Source organism: Paraburkholderia phytofirmans, from assembly GCF_046028095.1.
Classification (GTDB): domain Bacteria; phylum Pseudomonadota; class Gammaproteobacteria; order Burkholderiales; family Burkholderiaceae; genus Paraburkholderia; species Paraburkholderia phytofirmans_A.
On the sequence record NZ_JAQQDJ010000007.1, the window covers coordinates 149500 to 166294 of the forward strand.

The 16795-nt window shown below is 64.4% G+C and carries 14 protein-coding genes and 1 tRNA gene; 4 read left to right on the forward strand and 11 right to left on the reverse strand.

Annotation, left to right across the window (positions count from 1 at the left end; genetic code table 11):
- Positions 1-3: 3 nt before the first annotated feature.
- Positions 4-88, forward strand: a tRNA-Leu gene (locus PQR54_RS20770).
- A 150-nt stretch (positions 89-238) separates the two neighbouring features.
- Here the strand turns inward: PQR54_RS20770 and PQR54_RS20775 are convergent.
- Positions 239-1624, reverse strand: a complete 1386-nt coding sequence (locus PQR54_RS20775; RefSeq protein WP_408249261.1) for an amino acid permease — start codon at positions 1622-1624, stop codon at positions 239-241.
- Between the two features lie 214 nt (positions 1625-1838).
- On the opposite strand from PQR54_RS20775, the gene PQR54_RS20780 reads away from it, so the two are divergent.
- The gene (locus PQR54_RS20780) at positions 1839-2819 is read left to right on the forward strand and encodes an alpha/beta fold hydrolase (RefSeq protein ID WP_408248918.1); all 981 of its coding nucleotides are present in this window, start codon (positions 1839-1841) and stop codon (positions 2817-2819) included.
- A 68-nt stretch (positions 2820-2887) separates the two neighbouring features.
- Here PQR54_RS20780 and poxB read toward each other — a convergent pair whose 3' ends face one another.
- From poxB to PQR54_RS20830, 10 genes are all read right to left on the reverse strand, one after another.
- The gene (poxB, locus tag PQR54_RS20785; RefSeq protein WP_408248920.1) at positions 2888-4612 is read right to left on the reverse strand and encodes a ubiquinone-dependent pyruvate dehydrogenase; all 1725 of its coding nucleotides are present in this window, start codon (positions 4610-4612) and stop codon (positions 2888-2890) included.
- A gap of 136 nt (positions 4613-4748) precedes the next feature.
- The gene (locus PQR54_RS20790; RefSeq protein ID WP_408248922.1) at positions 4749-5582 is read right to left on the reverse strand and encodes a M55 family metallopeptidase; all 834 of its coding nucleotides are present in this window, start codon (positions 5580-5582) and stop codon (positions 4749-4751) included.
- The gene (locus tag PQR54_RS20795) at positions 5582-6646 is read right to left on the reverse strand and encodes a DmpA family aminopeptidase (RefSeq protein WP_408248924.1); all 1065 of its coding nucleotides are present in this window, start codon (positions 6644-6646) and stop codon (positions 5582-5584) included. The genes PQR54_RS20790 and PQR54_RS20795 overlap by 1 nt, the downstream gene beginning before the upstream one ends.
- Positions 6643-7548 (reverse strand): glutathione ABC transporter permease GsiD, encoded by a 906-nt coding sequence (gsiD, locus tag PQR54_RS20800; RefSeq protein ID WP_408248926.1) that lies wholly within the window; start codon positions 7546-7548, stop codon positions 6643-6645. The genes PQR54_RS20795 and gsiD overlap by 4 nt, the downstream gene beginning before the upstream one ends.
- A gap of 7 nt (positions 7549-7555) precedes the next feature.
- Complete coding sequence (gene gsiC / locus PQR54_RS20805; protein WP_106313907.1) at positions 7556-8476, reverse strand: glutathione ABC transporter permease GsiC; 921 nt, start codon at positions 8474-8476, stop codon at positions 7556-7558.
- 123 nt (positions 8477-8599) lie between these two features.
- Positions 8600-10162, reverse strand: a complete 1563-nt coding sequence (gene gsiB, locus PQR54_RS20810) for a glutathione ABC transporter substrate-binding protein GsiB (protein WP_408248928.1) — start codon at positions 10160-10162, stop codon at positions 8600-8602.
- Between the two features lie 83 nt (positions 10163-10245).
- Positions 10246-12168, reverse strand: coding sequence for a dipeptide ABC transporter ATP-binding protein (locus tag PQR54_RS20815; protein ID WP_408248930.1), 1923 nt, complete (start codon positions 12166-12168; stop codon positions 10246-10248).
- Positions 12169-12229: 61 nt separating this feature from the next.
- Positions 12230-13222 (reverse strand): isoaspartyl peptidase/L-asparaginase family protein, encoded by a 993-nt coding sequence (locus PQR54_RS20820; RefSeq protein ID WP_408248932.1) that lies wholly within the window; start codon positions 13220-13222, stop codon positions 12230-12232.
- Positions 13219-14202, reverse strand: coding sequence for a MurR/RpiR family transcriptional regulator (locus tag PQR54_RS20825; protein WP_408248934.1), 984 nt, complete (start codon positions 14200-14202; stop codon positions 13219-13221). The genes PQR54_RS20820 and PQR54_RS20825 overlap by 4 nt, the downstream gene beginning before the upstream one ends.
- Positions 14203-14370: 168 nt before the next feature.
- Complete coding sequence (locus tag PQR54_RS20830) at positions 14371-15624, reverse strand: MFS transporter (protein WP_408248936.1); 1254 nt, start codon at positions 15622-15624, stop codon at positions 14371-14373.
- A gap of 95 nt (positions 15625-15719) precedes the next feature.
- Here PQR54_RS20830 and PQR54_RS20835 point away from each other — a divergent pair, with 95 nt between their 5' ends.
- Both PQR54_RS20835 and PQR54_RS20840 read left to right on the forward strand, forming a co-directional pair.
- Positions 15720-16430 carry a pseudouridine synthase gene (locus tag PQR54_RS20835; RefSeq protein WP_408248938.1) on the forward strand — a complete coding sequence of 237 codons (711 nt, stop codon included), beginning with the start codon at positions 15720-15722 and terminating at the stop codon, positions 16428-16430.
- A gap of 167 nt (positions 16431-16597) precedes the next feature.
- Positions 16598-16786: a hypothetical protein gene (locus PQR54_RS20840; protein ID WP_408248940.1), complete on the forward strand. Its 189-nt coding sequence runs from the start codon at positions 16598-16600 to the stop codon at positions 16784-16786.
- Positions 16787-16795: the final 9 nt, after the last annotated feature.

The window sequence follows — 16795 nt, forward strand, 5'->3', positions numbered from 1 at the left end:
CCTGCCCAGGTGGTGAAATTGGTAGACGCAGGGGACTCAAAATCCCCCGCCGCAAGGCGTGCCGGTTCGATTCCGGCCCTGGGCACCAAAGAATTCGAAAGACCGCAGTTGCAGTATTTCCTCGAACCCCGCCAGCACATGCTGCTCGCGGGGTTTGTCGTTTCTGGCCCGTCTGAAAGCCTCAAGGGACTCAAACGGCGTGAGCGCGAACGTCGCCCCTCACGCCATTCGAGACACCTTACCGCCCCGCGACCCGCGCCCCACCCTGCACAGCCGCGCGCCGGCGTTTGAACACATATCCGGCCCACATCACCACCAGCCACGCCGGCACCAGCCACACCGAAACCGACAGACCCGGCGTCATCGCCAGAATCACGAGGATCAGCGCCATGAACGCGAGGCAGATCCAGTTGCTGACCGGGAACCAGAACGACTTGAACACGAGCGTCTCGCCGGCCGCGACCATCGCCTTGCGCGACTTGAGATGCGTCAGGCTGATCAGCGCCCAGTTCAGCACGAGCGCGGCTACAACCAGCGCCATCAGCAAGCCGAGCGCTTCGGCGGGAATCAGATAATTGACGATCACGCACGTGAACGTGGCGAGCGCCGACAAGCCGATCGCCATATACGGCACGCCGCGCCGGTCGACCTTCATCAGCGCGCGCGGCGCGTTGCCCTGCTCAGCGAGGCCGTACAGCATGCGGCTATTCGCATACACGCCGCTGTTGTACACCGACAGCGCCGCGGTCAACACCACCACGTTAAGAACGTTCGCGGTCAGCGTCGAACCGATCTGCGAGAAGATCATGACGAACGGACTGCCGCCGGCCGCCACTTCATTCCACGGGTACAACGACAAGAGCACCGTCAGCGAGCAGATGTAGAAAATCAGAATCCGGTAAATCACCTGATTCACGGCCTTCGGAATGCTCTTCTGCGGCTGGTCGGCTTCGGCAGCTGTAATGCCGATCAACTCGAGCCCGCCGAATGAAAACATGATGACCGCGAGCATCATGAACAGGCCATGAAACCCTCGCGGGAAGAATCCACCGTGGGACCAGAGGTTGGTGATCGAAGCTTGCGGGCCACCGTGGCCGCTGATCAGCAGGTAACCGCCGAACACGATCATACCGATCACCGCCACGACCTTGATGATCGCGAACCAGAACTCGGTTTCGCCGTAGGCTTTGACGTTGGCGAGATTGATCGCGTTGATCAGAGCGAAGCACACCAGCGCCGACACCCACGTCGGCACGCCCGGCCACCAATAGTGAATGTAAGTGCCGACAGCGGTCAGCTCCGCCATGCTGACGAGCACGTACAGCACCCAATAGTTCCAGCCGGACAGAAAGCCGGGAAAGTCGCCCCAATACTTGTACGCGAAGTGGCTAAACGAACCGGCCACCGGCTCCTGCGCCACCATTTCGCCCAACTGCCGCATGATCATGAAGGCGATGATGCCGCCGATCGCGTAGCCGAGAATCATCGACGGTCCGGCTGCCTGCAACACGCTGGCGGAGCCGAGAAACAGGCCGGTGCCGATCGCGCCGCCCAGCGCGATGAGCTGGATATGCCGATTCTTGAGCCCGCGCTTCAGGCCGTCTTGCTGCTGTGCACTATTCAACATTGCGCCCCAGTGTATGGATATCGATCACCCGATCGGACTTGTGGTCCGGCCCGGCGGAACCTGAAATTTTACCGTGGCCGATAAAGCCTAAATACTGGGAGCAACCCGTGCTTGGTTCTGCGCCGCACTTAACGGCGAGGATAGTGATTGTCACTGGCGCAGGGCTTCTGTATGTTGCCCTAGTCGAGCTGTCAGCCTTCGGAGATTCAACATGTCGCCCAAACATTTGCTTTGCGCCGCCGCTGTGTGTCTCTGCTTTACGGGGGCCGCCGCGCTCGCCCAGACCAACGCGCCCGCCGCGACGCCCGCGCCTGCGCCCACCATGGCGCCGAGCATGGCGCCCGCAGCCGAGCCCGCCGACGAGCCGGGCACGGAGGCAAGCGCGCCCGACGCGCCGACGCCGGCACCCATGGCACCGAGCATGACACCCGCCGCGCCACCCGCCAAAGCCGCCGCCGCGACGCCGCCCGCGACGCCCGCCGCGCCCATGACCGGCCCGGTGCGCAACGTCGTGCTGGTGCATGGCGCGTTCGTCGACGGATCGAGCTGGAACGGCGTGGTCGCCAAATTGCAGCAGAAGGGCTATCACGTGAGCTCGGTGCAGAATCCGCTCACCTCCCTCGCCGACGATGTCGCCGCGACCCGCCGCGTCCTCGCGCGTCAGAACGGCCCGACCATTCTGGTCGGGCATTCGTGGGGCGGCGTCGTGATTACCGAGGCGGGCGCGAACGCGCCGAACGTCGCCGGCCTGGTGTATGTCGCGGCGATCGCGCCGGACCTGCACGAGTCGACCATGGATCTGATGAAGCGCGCCGCGCCGGCGCCCGCCGGCGCCGGCATCATGAAGGATTCGAGCGGTTTTCTCTGGCTCGATCGCACGAAATACCGCGCCGATTTCGCTGCCGATGTCCCCGAGAATCTGACCCGCGTGCTGGCCACCGCGCAGGTGCCGATCGCCGCGACAGCTTTCAGTGAAACGGTCAGCCAGGTCGCGTGGAAGGAAAAACCGTCGTGGTACGTGCTCACGACTCGCGACCGCGCGGTGTCGCCGGAAGTGGAAAAATTCATGGCCGACCGGATGGGCGCCAAGATCGTGCCGATGGCGTCGAGCCACCTGGCGCCCGTGTCGCACGCGGGCGCGATCGCCGACGTGATCGACCGCGCGGCGCGTGAATTGAGCCGGCAGCAATAGTGGAAGTCACGCGTATGCGCGAATGCCATCGCGCATACGTCCTTCGAAACGCATTAACCCAACGCGTCTCAGCGCAGATTGGTCGTCGCCAGTTCGACGACCTCATCCCCGCGACCGTTCAGCACCGCCTTCAGCATATACAGACTGAAGCCCTTGGCCTGCGCCCACTGGATCTTCGGCGGCATCGCGAGTTCATGCTTCGCGGTCACCACGTCGATCACGGCCGGACCCGGATGCGCGAACGCCTCGCGCAACGCCGGCTCGATGTTCTCCGACAGTTCGATTCGGACACCGTATATTCCCGCGCCTCGCGCGATCGCCGCGAAGTCGGTCGTCGCCAGATCGGTGCCGGCCTCCAGATAACCGCCCGCCTTCATCTCCATCGCGACGAAGCCGAGCACGCTGTTGTTGAACACCACGACCTTGATCGGCAGATTGAGCTGACGCGCGGTGAGCAGATCGCCGAGCAGCATCGACAGGCCGCCGTCGCCCGATAGCGAAATCACCTGGCGGCCCGGCTCGGCCGCCTGCGCGCCCAAGGCCTGCGGCATCGCATTAGCCATCGAGCCGTGATTGAACGAACCGTGCAGCGTGCGCTTGCCGTTCATGGTCAGATAACGGGCGGCCCAGAGCGTCGGCGTGCCGACGTCGACGGAGAATACCGCGTCCTCGTTGGCGACTTTGTCGACGATGCTGGTGAGGTATTGCGGATGGATCGCGCGCCCCGGCGCGGACGGCCGTGCGAGATCGTCGAGGTCCTTGCGCGTATCCGCATAGTGCTTGCGCGCATTCTCCAGGAAACGCCGGTCGCTCTTGTGCTTGAGCCGCGGCATCAGCGCCTGCAAGGTCGCCTTCACATCGCCGACCAGACCGAGCTTCAACGGCGCGCGCTTGCCGAGCGCGGAACCGCGCCGGTCGATCTGCACCACGTTGCCGTGCGACGGATAAAAGTTGCGATACGGGAAATCGGTGCCGAGCATCACGAGCGTGTCGCACGACATCATCGCGTGATAGCCGGAGCTGAAGCCGATCAGGCCGGTCATGCCGACATCGAACGGGTTGTCCCACTCCACGTATTGTTTGCCGCGCAGCGCATGCACCGTCGGCGCGCCGAGCTGATCGGCGAAGGCGACCACTTCATCGTGCGCGCCCGCGCAGCCGCTGCCGCACAGCAGCGTCACGGCGCCCGCCTGGTTGAGCAGATCGGCGAGGCGGTCGAGATCCGCCTCGGACGGCACCACCGTCGAGCGTTCCAGCGTGCCGGCCCAGGCCGGCGTCTCGTCGGGCGCATCGCCTAACGCGACGTCGCCCGGCAGCACGATCACGGCGACGCCGCGTTCTTCGATCGCGGTGCGCATGGCGCGCGCCAACACGCGCGGAAACTGCGACGGGTTCGTGACCAGTTCGACGTAGTGACTGCACTCCTTGAACAGCTCTTGCGGATGGGTTTCCTGAAAGTAGCCGAGGCCGATTTCCGACGACGGAATATGCGCGGCAATCGCGAGCACAGGCTGATGATTGCGATGACAGTCGTACAGGCCGTTGATCAAGTGCAGATTGCCGGGACCGCAACTGCCCGCGCAGACGGCGAGCTTGCCGGTCGCGGCGGCATCGGCGCCGGCGGCGAAGGCGGCCACTTCTTCGTGGCGCGTGTGCATCCAGCGAATCGAACCGAGGCGTTGCAAGCTATCCGACAGGCCGTTCAGGCTGTCGCCCGTCACGCCCCAGATTCGCTCGACGTCCGCCGCCGCGAGTGTTTTGGCCAGATAATCCGCGATAGTCTGCTTACCCATACTGTACCCCGCTCAGTGAGAAAGACGCCGCCTCCGGAATGCAGGAGAGTAACGCTTCCTCACGAAACGTGCAGTCACGGTGCCGCTGTAAGCGTGGTGAAATGGCCGCGTATGAGAACGGCCCGTTGCCGCGCGCTCAGCGCAACACGAACGACATAGCCGACAGGCAATTCAGCATGCGCACCACATGTTCCGCCGACGCCGCGCTAAAGCGCAGCGTGACCGCGTCGACACGCGTGAGCGTCGGCCATTGGCAGAACAGATCGGCGAGCGCGCTGCTTTGCACGCGCAGTTCGCATTCCACCGGCTTCGCTTCGGCGCAAGTGGATTCGCGCGCGTGTCCATTGGCGAGATGCTGCTGAACCACTTCACGCGCGGCGGCTTCGATCGCGGCGCGCGCGCTGGCCGGCGATTGCGTGACGCCGCTCGCATGCCCCGTCGCGCTCTTGGTGACGACAAAACGTGCGTCCGAAAAACGCGGCGCGGTTTCTTCGGCGAAGACGTCGTCGCCGGATAAAAGCGCGACCTGTGCGCCATATTCTTCCGCCAGCGCGCCATAGATGCCCGCCTCGCCGACCTCGACGCCGTTCAGCGAAACGCGTGCGAAAGCAAAGCTGTTGATGGTGTGCGCGAGGATGCCGCGCGTTTGCGACATGGCGTGATAGCCGATCATAAAGACTAGTGCCGCGCCGTATTCGAGCCCGGCCATCATGCCCAAAGTGCGCGGCTTGCCGAGCACGATCTGCGCGCGCGCGTCGAGCAGGTCGGGCAGCAGATTGCGAAAGCCGCCGTGCGAATCGTTGACCCACACTTGCGTCGCGCCGCCGGCGAAGGCGCCTTCGATGGCGGCGTTGGCTTCGAGCGTCATCCAGCGGCGCGCGGCTTCGTATTCGCCGTTGCCCGCGCGCGTCTGTTCGGGATGAAACACACCGGCAATGCCTTCGATGTCGGCGGAAATGAGGACTTTCATCAGCGAGTGCGTTCGAGTAGTTGGGCGAGATCGGGCACTGAGTCACGCAGCGATAGACGCTGGTGAGCGTCGCGCCCGGTTACGGATATGGCGCTCCACAAGGCGTCGAGAATTGCCTGCTCGACGCTGTCAGCGCATGCGCGAAAGAGCGGGTCGAGACGTTCGTCGGCGAGGAGCGGTGGGAAAGTGATGAAGTCGGCGCCGTGCGGCACGGTATAGGCCGTTGAAAACGCGAGCGCGATATCGCCGCTGCCGTGGCCGTAGACGGAACCGGTGCGTGCGAGACCCGCCGCCGCGCGTAACGAGAGGCGCTTGAGCTGGCGTGCATCGAGCGGCGCGTCGGTGGCGACGATCATGATGATCGAGCCTTGCTCTGGCTTCGTTGACTCTTTGTTCGCGCGTTCGGCCAGCACACGGCCGATCGGCGTGGCGTCGATGGTCAGCATCGGCAGCCGGCCGAAGTTCGCCAGCACCAAAGCGCCGACGGTATAGCTACGCCCCGCTGCTTTCACCACGCGCGACGCGTTGCCAATGCCGCCCTTCATATCGAAGCACGACATGCCCCGCCCCGCGCCGACCGATCCGCTTGCGACATCCGCGCTGGCCGCGGCATACGCATCGTCGAAATGCTGCGCGGTGACGGCCAGTGCCTGGATATCGTTCAGATACCCGTCATTGCATTCGAACACCAGCGGATTGACCGTCGACCACTCGCGCCCAATCCGCGGATTCGCGCGAATGGCCGCACGAATCTGCGCCTGCGCGACGGCGCCGACGCCGAACGTATTGGTCAACGCGATCGGCGTTTCCAACGTGCCGAGTTCTTCGACCTGCACGAGCCCGATGCTTTTGCCGAACCCGTTGATCACCGACGCCGCCGCTGGCACCTTCGCGAGAAACGGATCGCCGTCATGTGGACGAATCACGGTCACGCCGGTTTGCACGTCACCTTGATCGAGCGTGCAATGTCCGACTGTCACGCCCTGCACATCGGCAATCGTGCCGAGTGGACCGCGTGGCAACGTGCCGATATGCGGCGCGTTTTGAAGCTCGGTCGAATTCATGGCCGGTCGAGCTTCGGATCGAGCGCATCGCGCAAACCGTCGCCGAGCAGATTGAACGCCAGCACGGTCAGGAAAATCGCGAGACTCGGAAACAGCGCGATATGCGGCGCCGTGACCATGTCGGCGCGCGCTTCGTTGAGCATCGCGCCCCACTCCGGCGTCGGCGGTTGCGCGCCGAGACCGAGAAACGACAGACTCGCCGCGGTGATGATCGAGGTGCCGATACGCATCGTGAAGTACACCACCACCGAGGAAATCGTCCCCGGCAAAATATGTCGCACGATGATCGTCCAATCCGAAGCGCCGATGCTGCGCGCCGCCTCGATATACGTGAGCTGCTTGAGCATCAGCGTATTGCCGCGCACGAGCCGCGCGAACGCCGGAATACTGAAGATAGCGACCGCGCAGATCACGTTGATCATGCCGTTGCCGAGAATCGCCACCACGCCGATCGCCAGCAGAATGCCGGGAAACGCGAACAGCACGTCGGCCACGCGCATGGTGATCCGATCCCACCAGCCTTCATAGTAGCCGGCGAGCAAGCCGAAGAACGTGCCGATCACCGCGCCGATCGCAACGGACAGAAAACCCGCTTCGAGCGAAATGCGCGAGCCCGCGAGAATACGGCTGAAAATATCGCGGCCCAACGAATCCACGCCGAACCAGTGCGCCGCGGACGGCCCTGCATTCAACGCATCGTAGTCGAAGAAATTCTCCGGATCGTACGGCACGATGTGCGGCGCGACGATCGCGACCGCAATCAACAGCAGCACGAAGATGCCGGCGCCGAGTGCGACATGCTGCTTACGGAATTTGCGCCAGAACTCGCTCCATGGCGTACGGATGGCGGCTTGTGCTTTCACGGTGTTGGCCGCAGTCGGCTCGGTGGCGGTCGTGCTCATGCGGGCCTCACTTGAAACGGATGGTCGGGTTGATCACGGCGTACAGCACGTCCACGACCAGATTGATGATGATGAATTCCAGCGAGAACAACAGCACTTCAGCCTGAATCACCGGATAGTCGCGCATCGAAACGGCATCCACCAGCAGGCGTCCGAGGCCTGGCCAGTTGAACACCACTTCGACCACGATCGAACCGCCCAGCAGAAAACCGAATTGCAGACCCATCATCGTGATGACGGGAATCATCGCGTTACGCAGGCAGTGTTTGACGATCACGAGACGCTCGGGCACGCCCTTGGCGCGCGCGGTCCGCACGAAGTCTTCGTTCATCACTTCGACGAACGAGGCCCGCGTAAAGCGCGCCATCACCGCCGCGACGGCCGCGCCGAGCGTGAGCGACGGCAACACGTAGCTCTGCCACGAACCGTCGCCGACAATCGGCAGCCAGCCCAGCTTCACCGAAAAGATCTCCATCAGCAGCATGCCGAGCGCGAAGGCGGGAAAGGAAATGCCCGATACCGCGAGCGTCATGCCGAGCCGGTCGGGCCAGCGGTTGCGCCACACGGCCGAGACGATGCCGATGCCCATGCCCAGCACGACCGCCCACACCATGCTGGCGAGCGTGAGCAGCAGCGTCGGCATGAAGCGCTCGCCGATTTCCTGGCTGACCGGCCGCTTGCTGCGCGTCGAAATGCCGAAGTCGCCGTGCGCGATCTTCACGAAGAAGCTCGCGAACTGCTGCGGCATCGGCTTGTTCAGGCCGAGGTCGGCACGCACCAGCGAAACGGTCGCCTCATCCGCGTCGGGACCGGCAGCGAGCCGCGCCGGATCGCCCGGCAGCATATGCACGAACAGGAACACCAGCACGGCGACGATGAACAGCGTCGGCAGCAGGCCAAAGAGACGTTTGACGAGGAAATTCAGCATGACATTCAATCCGGCAATGATGCGGGAAACGAAAGATCTTGTGCGGCGCGTAGTGGTGCAAAGCGGCGACCGTGCAGCGCGGCGTGCTAATGAAACGGCACGCCCGCGCACACGCTCAGCTCATCACTTGATCGCGATCTCGTCGAAATTGAACGAACCGTCCGGCGCCACATACGCACCCGACAGACGCTTGCTGCGCGCGTACACGACCTTCTCCTTGACGAGGAAAATCCACGGCGCGTCGGCCCAGATGCGTTTTTGCGCATCGGTATAAAGCTCGGCTTTCTTCGTACGGTCGGTGGTTTCGAGCGCCTGCTTCAGATCGCTGTCGACGGTATCGTTCTTGTAGTACGCGGTATTGACCATCTTCGGCGGGAACGAGACCGACGCGAGCAGCGGCGTGATCGCCCAATCCGCTTCGCCCGTCGACGACGACCAGCCCGCGTAGTACATGCGAACCGGCGCCGTCGCGGCATCCTGCGCGCTTTCCACCTTGGCGACGCGCTGACCCGCTTCGAGCGCTTCGACCTGCGCCTTGATGCCCACTTGCGCGAGTTGCTGCTGCACGAACTGGATCACCTTTTGCGCGGTCGAGTAGTTATACGCGGACCACAGCGTGGTTTCGAAGCCGTTCGGATAGCCCGCTTCCTTCAGCAACGCGCGCGCCTTGGCCGGATCGTACGGCCACGGACCCTGCTTCACCGCGTAGTCGACGCCTTGCGGCACCACGCCATCGGCCGGCGTCGCGTAACCGGCGAACACGACCTTGGTGAGCGCGTCCTTGTTGACCGCGTAGTTCAGCGCTTCACGCACCTTCGGATTGTCGAACGGCTTCTGGTTCACGTTCAGGCTAATGTAGCGCTGAATGATCGACGGCGACGCGATCAGATCGACCTTCGGGCTCGACTGCAATTGCGCGGCCTGTTCGAACGGCACCTGGAACGCGAAATCCGCTTCACCGGTACGCATCAACGCAGCACGCGTGTTGTTGTCGACCACCGGCTTCCAGTCGATCGCGTCGACCTTCGGGTAGCCCTTCTTCCAGTAGCCGGCAAACTTCTTCACCGTCAGGTCGCCCGCCGGATCCCACTTCACCAGTTCGAACGGACCCGTGCCGACCGGATGGAACGCGATGTCCTTGCCATACTTCTTCAACGCGTCCGGCGAAATCATCACCGCCGACGGATGCGCCAGCACATTGACGAACGCCGAGAACGGCGCCTTCAGCGTGATCTTCACCGTGTACGGATCGACCACTTCGGTCTTCTCGATACGGTTGAACATGTTGTAGCGCTTGAGCTTGTTCGCCGGATCCGTTACGCGGTCGAAGTTCGCTTTCACCGCCGCTGCGTTGAAGTCGGTGCCGTCCTGGAACTTCACGCCATGGCGCAGCTTGAACGTATAGACCTTCGCATCCGGGCTGGCTTCGTAGCTGTCGGCCAGCACGTTGACCAGCTTCATGTCCTTGTCGAAGCCGAACAGCCCCTGATAGAACGACTTGGCGACGGCTTGCGAGAGCGTGTCGTTGGCATCGTACGGATCGAGCGTCGTGAAGGTCGAGGCGACGGCCATCACGGCCGTGGTGTCGGCGTGCGCCGCATTGCCCGCGAGCATTGCGAACACCACCGCGCCGCCGCTGACCAGCGCGCGCAAACGAAACGGAGAAGACGGGACCAGCAGGTTCATGAGGTTGGCTCCAGGCTGCGAAATGAAAACAGGTTGTGATGCTGCGAGAAGAAACGTGTGGCTAGAGGTTGTAGTACGTGGTTTCAGTACGCGCCGCCCACGTGATGCTGGGCGACGAAATGATCCGGGCCGACTGCCACGAGCGGCGCGACGATAGGTTCATCGTCGAGCGCGCGGATCGGGCTCGGAATCTCGTCGGCGGCGAGCATGCGCTTTGCGTGACGGCGCGCCGGATCGGCGACCGGCACCGCGCCCATCAGCTTCTTCGTGTACGGATGCTGCGGCGCTTCGAACACCGCGCGGCGCGGGCCGATTTCGACGATCTGGCCGAGATACATCACCGCGACGCGATGACTGACGCGTTCGACCACGGCCATGTCGTGCGAAATGAACAGATACGCGACGCCGAGTTCACGCTGCAAATCGAGCATCAGATTGACGATCTGCGCTTGCACGGAGACGTCGAGTGCCGACACGGATTCGTCGGCGATCACGACTTTGGGGTTCAACGCCAGCGCACGCGCAATCGCGATGCGTTGCCGTTGACCGCCGGAGAATTCGTGCGGATAGCGCCGCGCGGCTTCGGACGGCAAGCCGACTTTGTCGAGCAGCCACGCCACCCTTGCCTGCGCTTCGGCGCCGTGCGCGACGCCGTGCACGAGCAGCGGCTCCATGATCGAGAAGCCGACCGTCAAACGCGGATTCAGCGAGGCGAACGGGTCCTGGAAAATGAACTGGATATCGCGCCGCAGCGCCTGCAACGCGGGGCCCGTTAGCGAACTGATTTCCTTGCCGTTGAATTCGATCGACCCGCTTTGACTTTCGACGAGACGCAGCAGCGAGCGGCCCGTGGTCGATTTGCCGCAACCGGATTCGCCGACCAGTGCGAGCGTCTCGCCGGGCCGCAAATCGAAGCTGACTTTCTCCACCGCATGCACGCGGCCCGTCAAGCGGCCGAACAATCCGCTCTTGACGGGAAAGCGCGTGACCAGATCGCGGACTCGCAGAATCGGCGGCGTGCTTTCCTGCACCAGCGGCTGCGTTTCTTCGGCGACAGCGGCAGCGGGACGCACGGCTTGATCCGCGCCGCTCAGGCTCGCCTGCTCGACGGTCAGGATCGGAAACTTGGCCGGCTGATCGGTGCCTTGCATCGCGCCGAGACGCGGCACGGCGGCGAGCAACGCCTTCGTATAAGGATGCGACGGCGCGGCGAACAACGCATCGGACGCGCCCTCTTCCACCTTCTCGCCGCGATACATCACCAGCACGCGGTCCGCCACTTCGGCGACCACGCCCATGTCGTGCGTGATGAAGATCACGCCCATGTTCATCTCGTCCTGCAAGCCGCGGATCAGTTGCAGAATCTGCGCCTGGATCGTCACGTCGAGCGCGGTGGTCGGTTCGTCGGCGATCAGCAATGCAGGTTTGCACGACAGCGCCATTGCGATCATCACGCGTTGGCGCATGCCGCCCGACAGTTGATGCGGAAACCGCGCCGCCACGCGCCGCGCCTCGGGAATGCGCACGAGTTCGAGCAGACGCAGCGTTTCAGCGTGCGCGGCAGAGCGGCTCTTGCCCTGATGCAACGCGATCGCCTCGCTGATCTGATCGCCCACCGTGAAGACCGGATTGAGCGAGGTCATCGGCTCCTGAAAAATCATCGCGATGTCGGCGCCGCGAATCGAACGCATCGTACCGGACGACGCTTTCGCGAGGTCGAGCACGCTGCCGTCGCGGCGCCGGAAAGCGATGCTGCCGCCGGCAAGGCGCCCACCGCCGTGCTCGATCAGCCGCATCAACGCGAGCGAGGTCACTGATTTGCCCGAACCCGATTCGCCGACGATCGCCAGCGTCTCGCCGCGCTCGACCGTCAGCGAGAGATTACGCACCGCGTTGAAGGTGGTGTCGCCGCTGCGGAATGCGACCGACAGATCGTCGACCGCGAGCACGCGTTGCGGCGGCAAGGTTTCGATAAGCGGACGGGCGGTGTGCGATGAAGTCGGCACGGTGGTTCCTTTGAATTCGAACGCGGCTAACGGGGGTTCAGGCGGTTATCTAACGCACGGATTAGCGGTAAATCGCCGTCACCGGCGTTTCGCCGAGCCGCGCAAAACCGCGGTACATGCCTTCGGTGTTGAACGGCAGCGTGACGTTGCCGCGCGCATCGACGGCGATCAGGCCGCCGCGTCCGTCGATCTTCGGCAGGCGGTTCATCACCACGTCGTCGGCTGCTTCCTGCAGCGACACGTTGCGGTAGGCCATTTGCGCGGCGACGTCGTAGGCCGCGACCATGCGCATGAACATTTCGCCCGAGCCGGTGGTCGAGACCGCGCAGGTCGCGTCGTCCGCATAGCAGCCCGCGCCGATCAGCGGCGTATCGCCGACCCGGCCAACCTGCTTGTTGGTGACGCCGCCTGTCGATGTCGCCGCCGCTACGTGACCGTGCTGATCGAGCGCGACCGCGCCGACCGTGCCGAACTTGCGGTTCGGATCGATCGGTTCATGCGGCGTGGGATCGTCATCGTTCGACGATGGCGCGGCCGCGAGCGTCGCGCCATCGTGATCGAGCATGGCGCGTTGCTGACCGCGCGCGATCAGCCATTGACGATGACGCGCTTCGGTATGGAAATACTCCGGCTCGGCGAATTCGAGTCCTTGCGCGGCGGCGAACGCTTCCGCGCCTTCGCCGGTGAACAGCACATGCTCGCTGCGTTCGAGCACGCGGCGCGCGGCCAGAATCGGATTGCGCACGCGCTTCACGCAGCAGATCGCGCCGGCTTCGAGCGTGCTGCCGTCCATGATCGCCGCGTCGAGTTCGTGCGTGCCGGCCGCCGTGTAGACCGCGCCGCGGCCCGCGTTGAAGAGCGGACAGTCTTCGAGCAGGCGCACGGCTTCGCTGACGGCGTCGAGCGCGCTGCCGCCTTCGGCGAGCACGCGCTGGCCGGCGCTCAGCACTGCGTGCAAGGCGGCGTGGTATTCGGCTTCGGCGCTGGCCGACATCGACGTGCGCAGGATCGTCCCTGCCCCGCCATGAATGGCAATGACTGCGTTGGAGTTCATCGTTTGGCTTTCGTAGTGCGAGGAGTGCGGGAAGTGCGGGTGGTTCGGGCCGCGCCGCGCGCGGGTCGCGCGTTCGTGCCGGCGGCCTCGGCTTGTGGATCGACGAGCCACGGCAGCAGGAATTCGCTGACTTCGGCGGCGGCCTTCACTGAGCGTTTCGCGCGATACGCCACCGCGTCGCACAGCGCTTCGATCACGGCGAGAACGGCCGAATCGGCGTTCGCCGCGAGCCGCCGGTCGGCGCGGATGTAGAGCGAGATGTCGGCGAACTGCGCGAGCGGCGAACGCGGACTGTCGGTGAGCGCGAGCACGCGGGCGCCACGGCCTGCCGCGCGATGCGCGAGCTCGATCGTATCTTCGACGTAGCGCGGAAAAGCGATGCCGATGACGAGATCGCTCTCGTTGGAAGCGAACAGACGTCGCGCGGCATGCGACGGTCCGCCCATCAGCGCGAGCGACTGCACGTTGTCGTGATACGGCATCAGGCCGTGTTCCATCAGACCCGCGAGAAACGCGCTGGCGCCGAAGCCGAGCACGAACACGCGGCGCGCGGCGATGATCGCTTCGACGGCGGCTTCGGCCGCGGCGCTGTCGATTGCCGTGCGGGTGGCGTGCAGATTGTTGGCGGCCTGTTCGAGCGAGGCGTCGACCACGTCGTCGCCGGCTGCGAGCGACTCCTGCGCACTGCGCAAGCGTTCGACCGGTGCGAGCGTCGCCTCGAAACCGCGCACCAGCGCCTCACGAAACTGCGGATAGCCGTCGAACCCGAGCGCGCGGGCGAAGCGGTTTGCCGTCGCCACCGAGGCGCCCACCACGCTGGCCAGTTCGTCGATCCGCATGGTCGCCGCGCGAAAAAGATTGGCCAGCACGTAGTCGCCCATACGCCGGTGAATCGGCGTGAGGGTCGGCATGGCCGCGGCAATGCGCGCGGCGATGGCCTGCTCGGCGGAATCGGATGCAACGGACGGTTGATGAATCATGCGAACGAGGCGGCGTGGCGCTTGGCGTAATCAAAATGAATGAAAGTATATTTACACGGAAATCTCGCAGAAAAAAATTCATTTTCATTTTTGAGGGTTTTCACGGAGGCACTGTGCTGAAAAACGACGTGTGTCGCGCGCACCGACACGCAGTATGAAAATCTGTTTTCAGCAAACCGCGGCGCTTTGCTCGGGAATGCGAGCCAGCCGCGCCGCCGGCGACATCACGATGATCAACGCCTGCACGAGGAAGGCCACCGTCGCCGCGACCAGACACGCGTCCATGCCCCAGCGCGCGCTGATCGCCGCGCCGAGCAATGCGCCGAGCGGCCGCGCGCCGTAGGTGGCGGTGCTGTTGAGCGCGGAGACGCGGCCCATCATCCGTTCCGGTGTGATGGCCTGACGCAGCGTGGTCGAGCCGACCACCCACAGAATCGGTCCGGCGCCGAGCAGGAAAAAGCTCAGCATCGCCAGCCAGAACGACGGCGTAACGAGTGTCGCCACCATCACGAGCGACGCGAGCAGCCCGCACGACGGCCCGATGATCAGCACGCGGCCGAATGCGAGGCGTCGCGCGATGGCGGGCGCAGCGAGCGCGCCGCACACCATGCCGACACCGTAGGCGCCGAGCGTCACGCCAACCGCCGACGCGCTCAGACCCAGCCGATGCACCGCGTACGGCACATACACCGCTTGCAGCACGAAGAAGCCGAGGTTGAAAAAAACCGCGGTTGCGAGCATCGGACGCAGTAACGCATCGCGCAGCACGAAACGCGTACCGTCGCGCAGTTCCAGCATGAAGTGACGTTGCGGCAAGGCCGTGCGCGGCGGTTCGTGCAAGCCCGCCAGCAACGCGACGGCCAGCGCCGACAGCGCGGCCGCGCAGCCATAAGCCCAACCCGCGCCGATCCAGCCGACCAGCAGGCCGCCGAGCGCCGGCCCCGCGGAATACGCCACGCTGCGCGCGAGTTCGAGCCGGCCGTTCGCGCTGGCGTACGCTTCGCGCGGCACGAGCGCGGGCACTAGCGACGGCGCCGCGACGTTGTAGGCCACCGTGCCGGTCGCGGCGATGAAGCCGAGCGCGGCGAGCAGCGGCAAGCTCAGCGTATGGGTCATGACGAGCAGCAGCACGCACAGCATGGCGATCACGCGCACGCTTTCGGCGAGTGTCATCAACGTGCGGCGCGAGCGGCGGTCGGCCCAGACGCCGAGCGGGATCGACAGCAACAGGAACGGCAACGTCTGCGCGGTTTGCAGCAGACCCGTGTCGCGCGCGTCGGCGCCGAGTGCAAAGACCGCGACGAGCGGCGCGGCGGCGAGGCTGATCTGTTCGGCGGATTGCGCGACGAGGTTCGACCACCCGAGCCGCTGAAAGGCGGCCGGCAGTCGGGGCGCGGAAGATGTTGAGGATGTAGCGTGCATCAATGAACTCCTGCGACGTGACATGAAGGAGTTCATCGTGTTCCGACTCGCGCCGCGGGGCGCTCCGCTTCTTGCGGTGTTATTCTTCGCTCGCCATGAATCTCGAAAGCCTCCTCTTCACTCAAGGTTTCGGCTCGCGCCGCCAATGCCGCGCGCTGATCGCCGACGCGCGCGTGAGCATTGGCGGCACTGTCTGCACCGATGCCGACACCGATTTCCCCACCGGCGACACTGCCTTCTCCTTCAGCGTGGACGGCGTCGTCTGGCCGTATCGCGAGCACGCCTATCTGCTGCTGAACAAGCCGGCGGGCTACGAATGTTCGCGTGATCCGCAGCATCATCTGAGCGTGTTCAGCCTGTTGCCGCCGCAGTTCGCCGAGCGCGGCGTGCAATGCGTGGGCCGCCTCGATCAGGACACGACCGGCCTCTTGCTGCTCTCCGACGACGGCAAGTTCGTGCACCTGTTCACATCGCCGAAACGCAAAGTGCCGAAGGTGTATGTCGCGACCATGCGTCATCCGCTCGACGACGCGCAATTGGGCGCGCTGCGCGACGGCGTGCTGCTGCACGGCGAGCCCAAACCGATTGCCGCAGTCGACGCAGCGGCGCGCGGCGCTCACACGCTCGCGCTCACCGTGATGGAAGGCAAGTATCACCAGGTCAAGCGGATGATCGCCGCGGCCGGCAACCGTTGCGAAGCGCTGCATCGCGAGCGGATCGGCGGGCTCGCGTTGCCCGAAACGCTTGCGCCGGGCGCATGGCAATGGCTCGACGAAACCGACCTCGGATCTTTACGGAGCGGGTAAACCGGTAGCGCCCCTTTAAGCTCTTGATGCGGCAGGAAAACGCATGAGCGGCTGCCCACATAGCGCGCGCGGCGCCTGCTTGCGCGCTGCGTCGCAGCATGATCTTCCTTACACCCCGCCCTATACTCGCTTAAACAAAGACTACAAAGAGTTCAAGGAGGGGCGCCATGGTCATCCACGATGGTTTCCAGATTTCGTCCGTGATGATTGCTTTCGTGTGCGTCGGACTGGTCCTGATCGGCGGATTGCTGGTCATGATGCGGTTGCGGCACAAATATCATCCGAACCTGATCGGCGCGTTGATCGGCGCGATGCTGTGTTTCCTGTTGCTGGAGGCATTGCCCGCGCTGACGTAGGCCTCGCGA